Annotated in this window: 12 protein-coding genes and 2 tRNA genes; 8 read left to right on the top strand and 6 right to left on the bottom strand. The window is 66.0% G+C overall.

Features of this window, described 5'->3' with window-relative positions; translation table 11 throughout:
* Positions 1-47: 47 nt before the first annotated feature.
* The 5 genes from VHN57_RS06405 to gpmA form a co-directional block, all read right to left on the bottom strand.
* The gene (locus tag VHN57_RS06405; protein WP_278985520.1) at positions 48-974 is read right to left on the bottom strand and encodes a bifunctional riboflavin kinase/FAD synthetase; all 927 of its coding nucleotides are present in this window, start codon (positions 972-974) and stop codon (positions 48-50) included.
* Between the two features lie 192 nt (positions 975-1,166).
* Positions 1,167-1,658, bottom strand: coding sequence for a dihydrofolate reductase (locus VHN57_RS06400; RefSeq protein WP_278985521.1), 492 nt, complete (start codon positions 1,656-1,658; stop codon positions 1,167-1,169).
* A 124-nt stretch (positions 1,659-1,782) separates the two neighbouring features.
* On the bottom strand, positions 1,783-2,853 hold the full coding sequence (locus VHN57_RS06395; protein ID WP_423283176.1) for a 5-(carboxyamino)imidazole ribonucleotide synthase: 1,071 nt from the start codon (positions 2,851-2,853) through the stop codon (positions 1,783-1,785).
* 8 nt (positions 2,854-2,861) lie between these two features.
* Positions 2,862-3,350: a 5-(carboxyamino)imidazole ribonucleotide mutase gene (purE, locus tag VHN57_RS06390; RefSeq protein WP_026108770.1), complete on the bottom strand. Its 489-nt coding sequence runs from the start codon at positions 3,348-3,350 to the stop codon at positions 2,862-2,864.
* Positions 3,351-3,584: 234 nt separating this feature from the next.
* The gene (gene gpmA, locus VHN57_RS06385; RefSeq protein WP_017499252.1) at positions 3,585-4,271 is read right to left on the bottom strand and encodes a 2,3-diphosphoglycerate-dependent phosphoglycerate mutase; all 687 of its coding nucleotides are present in this window, start codon (positions 4,269-4,271) and stop codon (positions 3,585-3,587) included.
* A 154-nt stretch (positions 4,272-4,425) separates the two neighbouring features.
* Between gpmA and sppA the strand changes: the two genes are divergently transcribed.
* The gene (gene sppA, locus VHN57_RS06380; protein ID WP_278985523.1) at positions 4,426-6,309 is read left to right on the top strand and encodes a signal peptide peptidase SppA; all 1,884 of its coding nucleotides are present in this window, start codon (positions 4,426-4,428) and stop codon (positions 6,307-6,309) included.
* Positions 6,310-6,319: 10 nt separating this feature from the next.
* Here sppA and mutL read toward each other — a convergent pair whose 3' ends face one another.
* Entirely contained in the window at positions 6,320-8,134 is a 1,815-nt protein-coding gene (gene mutL / locus VHN57_RS06375; RefSeq protein WP_048936592.1) for a DNA mismatch repair endonuclease MutL, read from the bottom strand.
* Between the two features lie 134 nt (positions 8,135-8,268).
* Here mutL and VHN57_RS06370 point away from each other — a divergent pair, with 134 nt between their 5' ends.
* The 7 genes from VHN57_RS06370 (at position 8,269) to VHN57_RS06340 (ending at position 14,317) form a co-directional block, all read left to right on the top strand.
* The gene (locus VHN57_RS06370) at positions 8,269-9,315 is read left to right on the top strand and encodes a rod shape-determining protein (RefSeq protein ID WP_004212359.1); all 1,047 of its coding nucleotides are present in this window, start codon (positions 8,269-8,271) and stop codon (positions 9,313-9,315) included.
* A gap of 17 nt (positions 9,316-9,332) precedes the next feature.
* A complete protein-coding gene (gene mreC / locus VHN57_RS06365; protein WP_004212358.1) occupies positions 9,333-10,253 on the top strand; it encodes a rod shape-determining protein MreC in 921 nt (306 codons plus the stop codon).
* On the top strand, positions 10,250-10,777 hold the full coding sequence (gene mreD, locus VHN57_RS06360) for a rod shape-determining protein MreD (protein ID WP_017499256.1): 528 nt from the start codon (positions 10,250-10,252) through the stop codon (positions 10,775-10,777). The genes mreC and mreD overlap by 4 nt, the downstream gene beginning before the upstream one ends.
* Positions 10,774-12,873, top strand: a complete 2,100-nt coding sequence (gene mrdA, locus VHN57_RS06355; RefSeq protein WP_278985524.1) for a penicillin-binding protein 2 — start codon at positions 10,774-10,776, stop codon at positions 12,871-12,873. The genes mreD and mrdA overlap by 4 nt, the downstream gene beginning before the upstream one ends.
* The gene (gene rodA / locus VHN57_RS06350) at positions 12,873-13,985 is read left to right on the top strand and encodes a rod shape-determining protein RodA (RefSeq protein ID WP_017499258.1); all 1,113 of its coding nucleotides are present in this window, start codon (positions 12,873-12,875) and stop codon (positions 13,983-13,985) included. The genes mrdA and rodA overlap by 1 nt, the downstream gene beginning before the upstream one ends.
* Before the next feature lie 121 nt (positions 13,986-14,106).
* Positions 14,107-14,182 (top strand) — tRNA-Lys (locus VHN57_RS06345).
* Between the two features lie 59 nt (positions 14,183-14,241).
* Positions 14,242-14,317 (top strand) — tRNA-Lys (locus VHN57_RS06340).
* The last annotated feature ends 786 nt before the right edge of the window (positions 14,318-15,103 follow it).

Genomic DNA, 15,103 nt, shown 5'->3' with positions numbered 1-15,103 from the left:
GTGTCTCGACTTCGCTCGACACGAACGGGAAAAGTGGAAGCGTCGCCCTACGCGAGGTAAGGCGTTCCCGCAAGGATTTGCCGTGCGTCGTCGCAGTCGCGTGCGATCTGCGCGATCAGCGGGTCGAGGCCGTCATATTTCGCTTCCGACCGGAGATAGTGGATCAGCTGCACTTCGATGCTCTGATCGTAGAGGCTTTCGGCGAAATCGAAGAAATGCGGCTCCAGCAGCAGCTTGGGCGGATCGAAGGTCGGGCGGATGCCAAGATTTGCGGCGCCGTCCAGCACCCGGCCATCGGCCAGCAGCCCGCGCACTGCATAAATGCCGAAGGCCGGGCGCAGATAGGGGCCAAGGTCGATATTGGCGGTCGGGAAGCCGATGGTGCGGCCCAGCTTGTCGCCATGCTGCACCACACCCTGGATCGCAAAGGGGCGCGTCAGCAGGCGGGTGGCGGTGCCGCAATCACCGGCCTGCAATGCGGCGCGGATGCGGCTGGAGCTGATCACCCCTTCCGCGTCCGTGACCGGCGCGACCGCTTCGGCCGGCAGGCCCAGTTCGGCGAAGCTGGCGATCGTGCCGCTGCGGCCCTTGCCAAAGGTGAAATCCTCGCCAGTAACGACGGCAGCGACGCCCAGTTGCTCCATCAGCAACCGGACATAGCCGGCCGGGTCGAGCGCGGCGAGTTCGCGAGTGAAGTCGAACACCAGCATCGCGTCGGCCCCGGCGGCGGCGAACAGCGCCTGGCGCTGGTCCAGCGTGGTCAGGCGGAAGGGTGGTGTATCGGGCTGGAACAGGCGCATGGGATGCGGATCGAAAGTGGCGACGATCGCCGGCCGCCCCTCCGCCCGCGCACGCGCGATCGCGCGGCCGACCACCGCCTGATGGCCGGCATGAAAGCCGTCGAAATTGCCAAGCGCCATGACGCCGCCGCGCAGATGCGCAGGGATCGGGGCATTGCTGGTAAGCCGCTCCATGGCCGGGGCTATAGGGTGACACACAGGGCGTGGCAATTGGCGATCACCACCTCCCGTTCGGGCTGAGCGAAGTCGAAGCCTTGCACTGAGCGGAGCGAAGTGCACCTCAACGCCAAACTTAACTGGAGGGGGGGCGTCTCGCTGCGCTCGACGGGCCCCTTCGACTTCGCTCAGGGCGAACGGAAGGAAAGTTTATGGCTTCCGCCCGAACGTCACGAAGCTGTAGGCCGGGCGCCCGTCCAGCGCGGGATGATCCGCGCGGGCTGTCTCGCGCCAGTCCGCCGGATCGGGATAGGCGATATGGGTGTCGCCTTCGGCGTCAACATGCACCTCGGTCAGTTCGATCCGGTCGGCCCGGTCGAGGAACAGGCGATAGATTTCCGCGCCGCCGATCACCATCAGCACCGGTGCGTCGGCCAGCGCGATCGCGGCGTCGACATCATGGGCGACCTCCGCCCCCTCGCCCGCCCAGTCCCGGTCGCGGGTCAGCACTATATGGCGACGGCCGGGCAGCAGGCCCGGCAGGCTGTCGAACGTCTTGCGCCCCATCAGCATCGGATGGCCGGCGGTCAGCCCCTTGAAATGCCTGAGGTCGGCCGGCAGCCGCCAGGGCAGGTCGCCATCCCGGCCGATCACCCCATTGTCGGCGCGGGCCAGGATCAGGACGATGTCGGGTCGACTCATCCGTCAACACTCCCGTCATTCCCGCGAAGGCGGGAATCCACCTCGCAAGCTTGCGAATGAACATGGCTCAGGAGATGGATCCCCGCCTTCGCGGGGATGACGGCGAAAAGAAAGCAAGCGGCCCTCACAGGCTGAGCCGCGTCACATGCCCCATCTTGCGGCCCGGACGCGCCTCATGCTTGCCATAGAGGTGGAGGTGATTTTCCGGATCGGACAGGATCGCCAGCCATTCCGCCGCATCGTCACCGATCAGGTTGCGCATCTCGACCTGCCGGGCGGCCAGGCCCGTATCGCCGAGCGGCAGGCCACAGATCGCGCGGACATGGTTCTCGAACTGGCTGGTGAGCGCACCCTCAGTCGTCCAGTGGCCGCTATTATGGACGCGCGGCGCCATTTCGTTGAACACCGGGCCGTCGGCGCTGGCGAAGAATTCCAGCGTCAGCACGCCGACATAGTCGAGCGCATCGGCGACCTGCTTGGCGAGCGCACGGGCGGCGGGCAACTGCCCCTCGATCAGCGATCCGGCCGGCACGGTCGAGGTGGCGAGGATGCCGTCGACATGGACGTTGGCGGCTGAATCCCAGAAGCGCACCGCGCCGTCGGCACCACGCACCAGGATCACCGAATATTCCTGATCGAAGGTCACGAAGCCTTCGAGGATCGCGGGCTGGCGGCCGATCGCATTCCAGGCGCCGACCGCGTCGCCCGGTTCGTTGATCCGGGCCTGACCCTTGCCGTCATAGCCCATGCGGTTGGTCTTGAGGATCGCGCGGCTGCCGATCGTCTCGATCGCACTTTCCAGATCGTCCAGGCTGTCGACCGGCGCGAACGGCGCGGTCAGGCCGCCCAGATCGGCGACGAAGCGCTTTTCAGCCAGACGATCCTGCGCGACGCGCAGCGCACCGGCGCCGGGACGGACCAGCCCATGGCTCGCCAGCACCTCGACCGCCAACGGATCGATATTCTCGAACTCATAGGTGACGACGTCCACGCCCTCGGCAAAGGCGGCGAGCGCGGCGGCATCCTCATAGGCGCCCTGGGTCCAGCTCGGCGAGACATCGGCGGCCGGGCCGCTTTCCTCGGGCGCGTAGATATGGGTGCGATAGCCAAGCTGGGCCGCGGCCATGGCGATCATCCGGCCGAGCTGGCCGCCGCCAAGGATGCCGATGGTGGCGCCGGGGGCAATGGTCGTCATGATCGGGATCAGTCCTCGACGGTTTCGGCGACGGCGTCGGTCTGGCGCGCGCGCCAGGCGTCCAGTCGCTCAGCCAGCGCATCGTCATGTGTCGCCAGGATCGACGCGGCGAGCAGGCCGGCATTGATCGCGCCGGGCTTGCCGATCGCCAGCGTGCCGACCGGGATGCCGCCGGGCATCTGGACGATGGACAGCAGCGAATCCATGCCCTTCAACGCCTTGGATTCCACCGGCACGCCCAGCACCGGCAGGCGGGTCATCGATGCGGCCATGCCGGGCAGATGGGCGGCCCCGCCGGCACCGGCGATGATGACCTTGAGGCCGCGGCCGGCGGCGCTGGTGGCATAATCATAGAGACGCTGCGGGGTGCGATGGGCGGACACGACCTTGCACTCATGGGCGACGCCCAGCGCTTCCAGCGTCTCGGCGGCATGACGCATCGTCTCCCAGTCGGAGCGCGAGCCCATGATGATGCCGACTTCCACTGCCCCGCTCATAATTTGCTTCCCCTGATGGGGCGGCCCACCGGCCTGCCCGGAAAGCAAAGCCCCTTAGCGGCCGGGCCGCCAAGGGGCAATGCTATTCCTCCCCTTCAGGGGAGGTGGCAGGCCAAAGGCCTGACGGAGGGGCAGGTGCCGCCTGACACAAGGGAAGAAGAGGAGCGCAAAAGGGCGCGTGCCCCTCCACCACGCCGCTGCGCGGCGCGGTCCCCCTCCCCGTGCCGGGGAGGATCAGCGTTCCGACAGATAATAGCGATCGGTCGCGGTCAGATCGTCGGCCAGTTCATAGACGATCGGCTGGCCGGTCGGGATTTCCAGTTCGGTGATCTCGTCATCGGGGATGTTCGACAGATGCTTAACCAGCGCGCGCAGCGAATTGCCATGGGCGGAGATGACGACGCGCTTGCCAGCCTTCAGGTCGGGCGCGATGACCGATTCCCAATAGGGCAGCACGCGGGCGATCGTGTCCTTCAGGCTTTCGGTCGACGGGATGGCGATGCCGTCATAGCGGCGGTCCTTCGACAGGTCGAACTCGCTGCCGGCTTCCAGTACCGGCGGCGGAACGTCGAAGCTGCGGCGCCAAATCTTCACCTGCGCATCGCCATGCTTGGCCGCGGTCTCGGCCTTGTTGAGGCCGGTCAGGCCGCCATAATGGCGTTCATTCAGGCGCCAGTCCTTCTCGACCGGCAGCCACAGCCGCCCCATTTCCTCCAGCACCAGGTTCAACGTCTTGATCGCGCGGCTCTGGACCGAGGTATAGCATTGGTCGAAATCCAGCCCCTTTTCCTTGAGCAGGCGACCGGCGGCGCGTGCCTCTTCCACGCCCTTTTCGGTTACGTCGACATCCCACCAGCCGGTGAAGCGGTTTTCCAGGTTCCAGGTCGACTGACCATGGCGGATGAGGACGAGCGTGGGCATCGGGCGTGTCTCCTGCACGATAGGGGCGAAAGATGCGCCTGCCATAGCGGGCAAAATTATGGGCGCAAGCTTGTCGCGGGTCAGGACAAGCCCACATTGCAGTCAAACCGGCGATGCGATAGCTCGGGACGACCAACGGAAAAGGAACGGCGATTTGGCATTTGTGAAGGGCGCGTGGCGCATCCTGGTCGCGATCAAGGACGGACTGGTGCTCCTGTTCCTCCTGCTCTTCTTCGGGCTGCTCTATGCCGCCCTGTCCTTCTCGCCCAAGCCGGCCAAGCCGATCGGCAGCGGCGCGCTGCTGCTCGACCTTGACGGCAGCATCGTCGAACAACCGGCCGAGGTCAGCGCCACCGCCATCCTGTCGGGCTCGGGCGACCAGGCGAAGGAATATCGCCTGTCCGACATATTGACCGCGCTCGACGCCGCCCGCACCGACGACAAGGTGAAGGCGGTCGTGCTCGACCTCGACGATTTCACCGGCGGCGGCCAGGTCGCCATCGCCCGCGTCGGCAAGGCGCTGGACGCGGTGCGGGCCGCCAAGAAGCCGGTCTTCGCCTTTGCCACCCTCTATAGCGACGACAGTTACCAGCTCGCCGCCCATGCCAGCGAAGCCTGGGTCGACCCTATGGGCGGCGTCGCCATCGCCGGGCGCGGCGGCTCCGGCCTCTATTACAAGGGGCTGATCGACAAGCTGGGCGTCAACACCCATGTCTATCGCGTCGGCACCTACAAGAGCTTCGTCGAACCCTATATCCGCGCCGACCAGTCGCCCGCGGCCAAGCAGGCCAATCAGGAACTGGCCGGCGCGCTGTGGCAGAACTGGCAGGATGACGTGACTAGGGCGCGGCCCAAGGCCAAGGTCGCGGCCTATGCCGCCGATCCCGCCGCCGCCGCCAGTGCTGCCGGCGGCGACATGGCCAAGGCTGCGTTGACCGCCGGGCTGGTCGATCATCTGGGCGATCAGGAAGCCTTTGAAGAGCGCGTCGCCAAGGTAGCGGGCGATCCGTCCGACAAGGACGAGACCGATTATGCCGCGATCGACTATGCCGCCTATGTGAAGGCCAGGAAGCCCGCCAATGACGGGCAGATCGGCGTGCTGACCGTGGCCGGCGACATTGTCGATGGCGAGGCCGGCCCCGGCACCGCGGCGGGCGACACGATTTCCGACCTGCTGCTCAAGGCACTGGACGAGAAGGACTTGAAGGCCCTGGTCGTGCGCGTCGATTCGCCGGGCGGATCGGTGCAGGCGTCGGAGAAGATCCGCCGTGCCATCATGGAGGCCAAGTCCGGCGGCCTGCCGATCGTCGTGTCGATGGGCAATGTCGCGGCAAGCGGCGGCTATTGGGTCTCGACCCCGGCCGACATCGTCTTTGCCGAACCCGATACCATCACCGGATCGATCGGCGTGTTCGGCATCATCCCGAGCTTCGAGGGCACGCTGGCCAAGATGGGCATCACCACCGACGGCGTGCGCACCACGCCTTTGTCGGGCCAGCCCGACATCGCCGGCGGCACCACCCCGCAATTCGACCAGATCATGCAGATGGGGGTCGAGGATATCTATCGCCGCTTCGTCGGCCTGGTTGCGCAGGCCCGGCACAAGACGCCGGCGCAGATCGACACCATCGCCCAGGGCCGCGTCTGGGACGGCGGCACCGCCCGCCAGATCGGCCTGGTCGACCGGTTCGGCGACCTCAACGACGCGATTGCCGAAGCGGCGCGCCGCGCCAAGATCGATCCGGCCAAGGCCAAGCCCTACTGGATCGAGAAGCAGCCGGACAAGTTCGCCGAGTTCATCCAGTCGATCGCCGATCGCGAGAAGGATGATGCCGGCGCCCCGCGCGACCTGATCGGCCGCGAAGCAAAGCTGCAACAGCGCTGGGCGCTGCAGGCCGTCGCCGATGTGCGCGGGCTGGTGAGCGGTGCGGGCGTGCGCGCCGACTGCCTGGAATGCCGCGGCTATGGCGCGCCCAGGCCTGTGAACCAGGCGGATGCGCGTGGATGGCTGGCGTTACTGGGGACAGCCTGGCACTGAAGCCAGGTCCTCACTTTCGCCCGAACAGTTTCTCGATATCGCCATGGCCGAGCTTCACCCAGGTGGGCCGGCCATGGTTGCATTGGCCAGATCGCGGGGTCACCTCCATTTCGCGCAGCAGGGCGTTCATTTCCGCGACGCTGAGGATACGGCCGGCGCGGACCGAGCCGTGGCAGGCCATGGTCGCGGCGACCAGATCGAGCCGCTCCTTGAGCGACAGCGCGCTGTCATAGGCGGCAAGATCGTCGGCCAGGTCGGAGACCAGCCCCTGCACATCGCCCTGCCCCAGCATCGCCGGGGTCGCGCGCACCAGCATGGCGGAGGGACCGAAGCGCTCCAGCTCCAGGCCGAACTCCTTGAGTTCGGCGACCCGCGCCTCCAGCCGATCGCAGGCCGGCTCGTCCAGTTCGACCACCTCAGGCAGCAGCAGCGCCTGCGATGCGACGCCCTGCCCCTCCATCGCCCGGCGCATCCGTTCCAGCGTCAACCGCTCATGCGCGGCATGCTGATCGACGATGACCAACCCATCCTCAGCCTCGGCGACGATATAGGTGCGGGCTACCTGGCCGCGCGCGACGCCCAGCGGGAAGCTGTGCCCTTCGGGTGCGGGCGCGGCGGCGGGCTCCGCGCGCGCCTGGGGCGGCGGGGTCAGGAAATTCGGCCGTCGATCCCCTACCCCCTGATAGCTGGCGGGCGAGGATGGCGCGAACTGGCTGTAGCTGGGCGGCGCATAGGGCGTGGCCGCCGCCTCGAAGATCGGCATGGCACCGATCGGCGTGGGCGACAGCGGTTCGGGCCGCCAGGCGTTGAGCGCGGCGGGATCGGCATGCTGCACGGCGCGAAAGCCCTCGGCATCAAGCGCGCGGCGCAGGCCTGAGACGATCATGCCGCGAATCAGCGCCGGGTCGCGGAAACGCACCTCGGTCTTGGCGGGGTGGACATTGACGTCCACCTCCAGCGGCGGGACGTCGAGGAACAGGGCGACCACCGGATGGCGATCGCGCGCCAGCATGTCGGCATAGGCGCCGCGCAGCGCGCCGATCAGCAGCCGATCACGGACCGGGCGGCCATTGACGAACAGATATTGATGATCGCCAACGCCCCGATTGTAGGTCGGCAGCGAGGCGACGCCGGAAAGTTGCACCCCGTCCCGCTCCAGGCTGACGATCACATGATTGTCAGCCAGCTGCCGGTCGGTGAGCGCGGCGACCCGCTCTTCCCTTGCCTCGCCCGCCTGCACGCCCAGCACGCGGCGGCCATCATGCTCGACCGAGAAGGCGACCGACGGATGGGCCATGGCAAGGCGGCGCATGACGTCGAGGCAGGCGGCATATTCCGACTTGGCCGAGCGCAGGAATTTGCGCCGCGCGGGCACCCTGGCGAAGAGCTGGTCGACGGTGACGCGCGTGCCGGGCGGCAGCGCGGCGGGCCCTTCGGCCACCAGCACGCCATTGTCGACGGTGCGGTTCCAGCCGTCGGCGCCACGCGGCCGGCTGTCGATCGACAGGCGCGCAACCGACGCGATCGAGGGCAGCGCCTCGCCCCGAAAACCGAGCGTCGCGACATTCTCGATCGCGTCGTCGGGCATCTTTGAGGTGGCATGGCGCTCCAGCGCCAGGGCCATGTCCTGCGAATCCATGCCACAGCCGTCATCGCTGACCTCGATCCGGTCGAGCCCGCCGCTCGACAGGCGCACGGCGATGCGCGTCGCGCCGGCATCCAGCGCGTTTTCGACGATTTCCTTGAGCGCGCTGGCGGGTCTTTCGACCACTTCGCCTGCGGCAATGCGATTGACCAGATGTTCGGGCAGACGGCGTATTGACATTGATTAGTGACTAGCCCAAGCGAGCGCTTTCCGCGAGCCGCGACCCCAAAAATATTCCAGCATAGATTTGGGCGGGACGGAGCGCGGACACGAACACTGCCGTCCCGGCGCAACCGGGCGAAACAGGATGAAGCATGTCGATCTTCTCGCGCCTCTTCAAATTTTCCTCCCAGGACATGGCCATCGACCTGGGTACCGCCAACACCGTGGTCTATGTCCGTGGCCGCGGCATCGTCCTCAATGAACCTTCCGTGGTCGCGGTCGAGACGCTGAACGGCGTCAAGCGCGTCAAGGCGGTCGGCGACGATGCCAAGCTGATGATGGGCAAGACCCCGGATTCGATCGAGGCGATCCGCCCGCTGCGCGACGGCGTCATCGCCGACATCGACGTGGCCGAGCAGATGATCAAGCATTTCATCAATAAGGTGCATGGCGGCAAGCACAGCCCCTGGCGCGCGCCCGAAATCGTGATCTGCGTGCCGTCGGGTTCGACCAGCGTCGAGCGCCGCGCCATCCGCGACGCCGCCAGCAATGCCGGCGCCAGCCAGGTGTTCCTGATCGAGGAACCGATGGCGGCCGCGATCGGTGCCGACATGCCGGTGACCGAGCCGATCGGTTCGATGGTCGTCGACATCGGCGGTGGCACCACCGAGGTCGCCGTGCTGTCGCTGCGCGGCCTGGCCTACACCACCTCGGTCCGCGTCGGCGGCGACAAGATGGACGAGGCGATCGTCAGCTTCGTGCGTCGCCACCATAACCTGCTGATCGGCGAAGCCACTGCCGAGCGCATCAAGAAGCAGTTCGGCGTCGCCCAGCCGCCCGAGGACGGCGTCGGCGAGACGATCCACATCAAGGGTCGCGACCTCGTCAACGGCGTGCCCAAGGAAATCAGCATCAACCAGGGCCAGATCGCCGACGCACTGGCCGAGCCGATCAGCACGATCGTCGAAGGCGTGCGCATCGCCCTGGAAAACACCGCGCCCGAACTGGCGGCCGACATTGTCGATCAGGGCATCGTCCTGACCGGCGGCGGCGCGCTGCTCAAGGGGCTGGACGATGAACTGCGCGACGAGACCGGCCTGCCGGTCACCATCGCGGAAGATCCGCTGACCTGCGTCGCGATCGGCACCGGCCGCGCGATGGAGGATCCGATCTTCCGGGGCGTGTTGCAGACTGCCTGATCCGGGGGACATAGACGATGGCGCGGCCACCCAGCCGACGCCCCGGTCATAACCGGAAGGCGCAATATAGCCTCTTCGCCAGCTATGTGGTGGCAATGGCCGGGGCAGCGATCGCGCTGCTGCTGATCGTTGTCGCCATCTTCGATCCGACCGGCTTTGCTGCGATCCGGACAGGGACGGCGGAAATCACCCGCCCCCTGTCCACCGGCATGAAGCGGACGGTGAGCGGCGTCAGCTCGATCGACGAGGTTCTGGCCGCCTATTGGCGCGCCGGTTCCCAGAATGTCGGGCTGCGCCGTCAGGTCGAGGCCGATCGCAACCGGATCATCGAGGCGAAGGGCATCGCGCAGGAAAATGCGCGGCTCAAGAAGCTGTTGAAGCTGGTCGATGTCGACAGCAGCGCGCTGCTGTCGGCGCGCCTCATCAGTTCGTCCGCCAGCAGCGCGCGTCGCTTCGCCCGGCTTAACGCCGGCAGCTGGCAGGGCGTGCGTCCGGGCATGCCGGTCCGCGCGGCCGAGGGGCTGATCGGCCGCGTCCATACCACCACGCCCAACACCGCCGAAGTGCTGCTGCTAACCGACACGAGCAATATCGTGCCGGTGCGCCGCGCCAACGACAATGTCCCGGCCATTTCCACCGGCGGCGGCGACGGATCGCTGGAGATCCGTGCGCTCGCGGCCGGTCGCAATCCGTTCAAGCCGGGTGACCTGCTGGTGACGTCGGGCATTGGCGGCATCTTCCAGCCCAATATCCCGGTCGCCGTGGTCGTCCGCGTCCAGGGCGAGATCGCCTATGGCGTGCCGCTCGCCAACCCGACCAAGGTCGATGCCGTGGTGGTGGAGCGCGCCTTCGAGCAGATCGTGACCCGCCCCGATCCGGGCGTGGCCGCGACCAGCGACCCCAATGGCCTGGCCGCCGGGAACGCCGCGACGCCATGATCGATCGCAATCTGCCGCCGGTTCCCCGCCTGGGCCGCCATCCGTCGCGCTGGCGCCTGGCGGGAACGCCGGTGGTGACCGTGATGCTGGGGTCGATGCTGACGATCCTGCCCGTCATCGCCCAGTCGCCGGCGATGCCGCCCTTCGGCCTGCTGGTCCTGCTGGCCTGGCGGTTGCTGCGCCCGGAATTGTGGCGCGCCTGGGTCGGCCTGCCGCTTGGCCTGTTCGACGACATGATGAGCGGCCAGCCGATCGGCTCGGCCATGTTCCTGTGGACCGTGATGCTGATCGGCATCGACGCGATCGAGCATCGGCTCGTCTGGCGCAGCTATCGTCAGGACTGGTTAATCGCGACCATGGCGATTATCTTCTGCCTGGCCGGCGGCGTCTTCTTCGCGCGAATTACCGGCGGAGGTCCTGTGAAACTGTTGCTGGTCGCGCCCCAAATGCTCTGGACGATATTGCTCTTTCCCTTCGTCGTCCGGCAATGCGCCCGGATCGACCGCTGGCGCGTGATGGCATGAAATTCCCGACGCCCAAGCGCAAGATCGTCACCGAAGCCACCCAGAGTTTCACCTTCAGCCGCCGGGCCATGGTGGTCGGCGGGCTGCAGGGCGCAATCGGCGCATTGCTGGTCGGCCGCATGGGCTGGATCAGCATTGCCGAGAACGAGAAATATCAGCTCCTGTCGGAAAGCAATCGCGTCAACCTGACACTGATCCCGCCCCGGCGCGGCTGGATTGTCGATCGCAACGGCCGTCCGCTGGCCAATAACCGCACCGATTTCCGCGTCGACCTGATCCCGCAGCGGATCGTCGATGCCGAGGCGACGGTGGGCCATCTGGCGCAACTCCTCTCGCTCCAGCCCGACGATGTCGATCGGATCAGGGAGGAACTGGACAAGTCGGCCGGCTTCCGCCCGGTTCAGGTCGCCGACAAGCTGACCTATGACCAGTTCGCCGCCGTCTCCGTCCGCCTGACCGACCTGCCCGGCGTCGCGCCGAGCCAGGGCTTTTCCCGCCATTATCCCGCTGGCGCCACGGTCGGCCATCTGCTCGGCTATGTCGGCGCGGCCACGGCGGAAGACTATAAGAAGCGCAAGGATCCGCTGCTCATCACGCCGGGCTTCAAGGTCGGCAAGGACGGGCTGGAGCGCGCCTATGACGAGCATCTGACCGGCAAGCCCGGCGCCAAGCGGGTGGAAGTCACCGCGCGCGGCAAGATCGTGCGGGAACTCACCACTCGGCCCGACACGCCCGGCAATCCGATCAAGCTGACGATCGACGCGGGCCTGCAGGAATATGCCGGCCGGCGCCTCGCCACCCAGAGCGGCGCGGTGGTGGTGATCGACTGCCATAATGGCGACGTGCTGGCCTGCGCATCCATGCCCAGCTTCGACCCCAACAGCTTTTCCGACGGCATCAGCCATCTGGAATGGGAAATGCTGTCGAAGGACGACCATGTCCCGCTGCGCAACAAGGTGCTGCAGGGCCTCTATCCGCCCGGATCGACGGTCAAGCCGATGGTGGCACTGGCATTGCTGGAGGCGGGCGTATCGCCGGCCGAGACGGTCAGTTGCGGCGGCGCGATCCGCGTCGGCAACACATTGTTCCACTGCCACAAGAAGCGCGGCCACGGTCCGCTCAACATGCGCGGCGCAATCGCCCAGAGCTGCGACATCTATTTCTACCAGATGGCCCAGCGGATCGGCATGGACCGCATCGCCAGCATGGCCCGGCGCGTCGGCATGGGCCAGCGCTTTGACCTGCCCTTCCCCAGTCAGAGCTATGGCACGGTCCCAGACCCGGCGTGGAAGCTCAAGAAATATAACCAGAAATGGCAGGTATATGACACCGTCAACGCGACCATTGGCCAGGGCTATATGCTCATCAACCCGCTACAGATGGCGGTGATGGCAGCGCGGCTGGCGACCGGACGGCAATTGATGCCCAATTTCCTGCATGGCGCGGCCCGGCCAGAGCCGGCACTGGTCGGCGTGCCCGAGGAGCATCTGGTGACGATCCGCGACGCGATGAGCGCGGTGGTCAATGGCGGCGGCACCGGCGGCGCGGCGCGCATGAGCATTCCCGATGTGCTGATCGCCGGCAAGACCGGCACCGCGCAGGTGCGTCGCATCACCATGGCGGAGCGCGCCGGCGGCGTGCGTGGCAATGCCGGCCTGCCCTTCAAGCTGCGCGACCATGCCCTGTTCCAGGGCTTCGCACCGTTCGACAATCCCCGTTATGCCATCGCCTGCATCATCGAACATGGCGGCCACACCATCCGCAACGAAGATGCGCCGATGATCGCCAGCGATACCATGTCCTATCTGTTCGATCCGCAGAAGGCGATGGAGAAGCTGGTCACGCTGGAAAAGGGCTGGGGCGGCACCCCGGCCGAACGTCAGGCCCGGCAGATGGCCGCCTTCCGCCTGGCCAAGGCGATCGAGAAGGGCCAGGCGCCGCCACCGGCCGCCGCCGCCAATGGCAGCGAGGCCGCAAATGCGACCGCGCCAACCGCCAGCACGCCCGCCGCCAGCCCGCCACCACCAGCGACGCGCCCGGCGGACGCCGATGATGGCGACGACCTGCCCGCGCCCCCAGGCCCTGGAAACCCGTAATGAGCATCATACCCCAGTCCGTCACCGAATTTCCCTGGCGCGTGCTGGGTCTGCTTGCCGCCATCGCCCTGTTCGGCACGCTGGTGCTCTACAGCGCCGCGGGCGGCAGCATCACCCCCTGGGCAATCAACCAGGGGGTGCGCTTCGTCATCTTCGCCGTCATGGCGCTGGTGCTGAGCCGCATACCGCTGGAACTGTTCGCCCGCTTTGCCTTCCCCGCCTATGGCGCGGTGCTGGTGTCGCTGGTGCTGGTGGAACTGATCGGTGGCGTTGCCGGTGGCAGCCAGCGCTGGATCAACCTGGGCTTCATGCAGCTGCAACCGTCGGAATTCATGAAGCCGATCATCGTGCTGGCGGTCGCCCGCTTCTATGCGATGCTGCCAGTGGGGGAAATCCGCCGCTGGAACGCCATCTGGCCCGCGCTGGTACTGATCGGCGTTCCCTGGGCGCTGGTGCTGGTACAGCCGGATCTGGGCACTGCGACGATGATCCTGGCGGGCGGCATCACCGTCATGTTTCTGGCCGGCCTGCCGCTGCGCCTGTTCATCGGCTCCGGCCTCACCGTCGCCGCGATCATCCCGATCGCCTTCAGCTTCCTGCATGACTATCAGAAGAAACGCGTCCTGATCTTCATGGACCCGGAAAGCGATCCGCTGGGCGCGGGCTATCATATCAGCCAGTCGAAGATCGCGATCGGCTCCGGCGGCATCTGGGGCAAGGGCTTCCTCCAGGGCACGCAAAGCCATCTCCAATATCTGCCCGAAGGCCATACCGACTTCGTCTTCGCCACCATGGCGGAGGAATGGGGCATGGCCGGCGGCGTGTTCCTGATCGGCGCCTTCATGCTGCTGTTCCGCTGGGGCATCCGCGTGTCGCTGCGCACGCCCGACAAGTTCGCGCGCCTGGTCGCAGCGGGCCTCACCACCACCATCTTCTTCTACATGGCGATCAACCTGATGATGGTCATGGGCCTTGCGCCCGTGGTCGGCATCCCCCTGCCCTTCATGTCCTATGGTGGTTCATCGATGCTGACCGTCATGTTGTGCGTGGGCATCATCATGTCGATCGACCGCTCGACCAAGCGCACCACGCGCATCGGCAACTGGGCCTGAGCGGGCCTCTCGCGAAAAAATTGTGCGATAACGCAATTTACTGTTTGCAGAATCAAATGTGCCTGCTAACAGCCCGCCCACACCGAAGCGATCAGCCACCAAGACTGACCGGCAACGGAATGGACGCATAGCTCAGTTGGTAGAGCAGCTGACTCTTAATCAGCGGGTCCTTGGTTCGAGCCCAAGTGCGTCCACCAAATCCTGCATCGGCCTGATGCAGGTTCGATCCCCCAGCGGATCGCTTATAGGCCAGTGTGGACGCATAGCTCAGTTGGTAGAGCAGCTGACTCTTAATCAGCGGGTCCTTGGTTCGAGCCCAAGTGCGTCCACCAAACTTTCCTAGAAAATACAGCAACTTACCCCACATGGGGCCAGCTTCCGAACGCTGCTAGCATTTCCATGCTAGCACTATGCTAGCCGCGCAGCAGGCTCCGCTAGCACGCCCAAACGCCCATCATAGCAGCGCCCCACACCGGCTAGGTGCAGGGCGCTGACGCGTCGGTTTTCTCGGATCAGAGCGTTTTAAGATGCTCTTTGAGATGGTAGCTCAACTCAAGCATAGCGACCGGTAGCTTTGCACGCACATCGCCCAATGCCATTTCCTCGATCGCATATTCGACATACTTCGGTCGGTCTGGGATAGGATGCCGAGGAACGTGAATGCGATAAACATTCCGCCAAGGGATAGACCTCCACGCCGCTTCATATCCGGTATCGTCAGGGTCGAACGGTCGCCAAACCGCCACAGTGCCATAGTCGACTTGGACTGTGCCAAATTGCAGCTTTTGCTCGGGCACCCGCCGTAGCGAGTATATTACGCGGGCCTTGGCTGACGATGCACCATCAAGACAGACCGGCTGAGTATTATCGATGTCCCCGCGCACTGATTCTCTTTCCTATCGTTGCTCTTGAGCACGGTAAGGGAGTGCAGTCACCTGTCTAGCGCACCGTTGCTCGCGCTCCATGTCCCGTCATGCTCCCAGCGACGGAGGGCAGCGACGACCGCCACCATATCGCGCCGGTCCAGCGCCCCGCTCTCAATGCCAGGCAGCACCTCCCGCTCAACCCAAGCGTCAAACGACCCGAAAAGGACAGTGAACGGGGACGACCGCAAATCC

It is taken from the genome of Sphingobium salicis subsp. salicis (assembly GCF_049472635.1).
In the GTDB taxonomy this organism is placed as follows: Bacteria; Pseudomonadota; Alphaproteobacteria; order Sphingomonadales; family Sphingomonadaceae; genus Sphingobium; species Sphingobium yanoikuyae_A.
Note: the sequence above shows the minus strand (reverse complement) of the source record. Positions and strands in the feature narration are given on the sequence as shown.

Coding starts and splice junctions, on each gene's coding strand:
- mrdA (WP_278985524.1), top strand. CDS start 10,774: ATGAAATTCCCGACGCCCAAGCGCAAGATCGTCACCGAAGCCACCCAG.
- gpmA (WP_017499252.1), bottom strand. CDS start 4,271: ATGCCCACGCTCGTCCTCATCCGCCATGGTCAGTCGACCTGGAACCTG.
- VHN57_RS06395 (WP_423283176.1), bottom strand. CDS start 2,853: ATGACGACCATTGCCCCCGGCGCCACCATCGGCATCCTTGGCGGCGGC.
- mutL (WP_048936592.1), bottom strand. CDS start 8,134: ATGTCAATACGCCGTCTGCCCGAACATCTGGTCAATCGCATTGCCGCA.
- mreC (WP_004212358.1), top strand. CDS start 9,333: ATGGCGCGGCCACCCAGCCGACGCCCCGGTCATAACCGGAAGGCGCAA.
- VHN57_RS06405 (WP_278985520.1), bottom strand. CDS start 974: ATGGAGCGGCTTACCAGCAATGCCCCGATCCCTGCGCATCTGCGCGGC.
- purE (WP_026108770.1), bottom strand. CDS start 3,350: ATGAGCGGGGCAGTGGAAGTCGGCATCATCATGGGCTCGCGCTCCGAC.
- mreD (WP_017499256.1), top strand. CDS start 10,250: ATGATCGATCGCAATCTGCCGCCGGTTCCCCGCCTGGGCCGCCATCCG.
- rodA (WP_017499258.1), top strand. CDS start 12,873: ATGAGCATCATACCCCAGTCCGTCACCGAATTTCCCTGGCGCGTGCTG.
- VHN57_RS06370 (WP_004212359.1), top strand. CDS start 8,269: ATGTCGATCTTCTCGCGCCTCTTCAAATTTTCCTCCCAGGACATGGCC.
- VHN57_RS06400 (WP_278985521.1), bottom strand. CDS start 1,658: ATGAGTCGACCCGACATCGTCCTGATCCTGGCCCGCGCCGACAATGGG.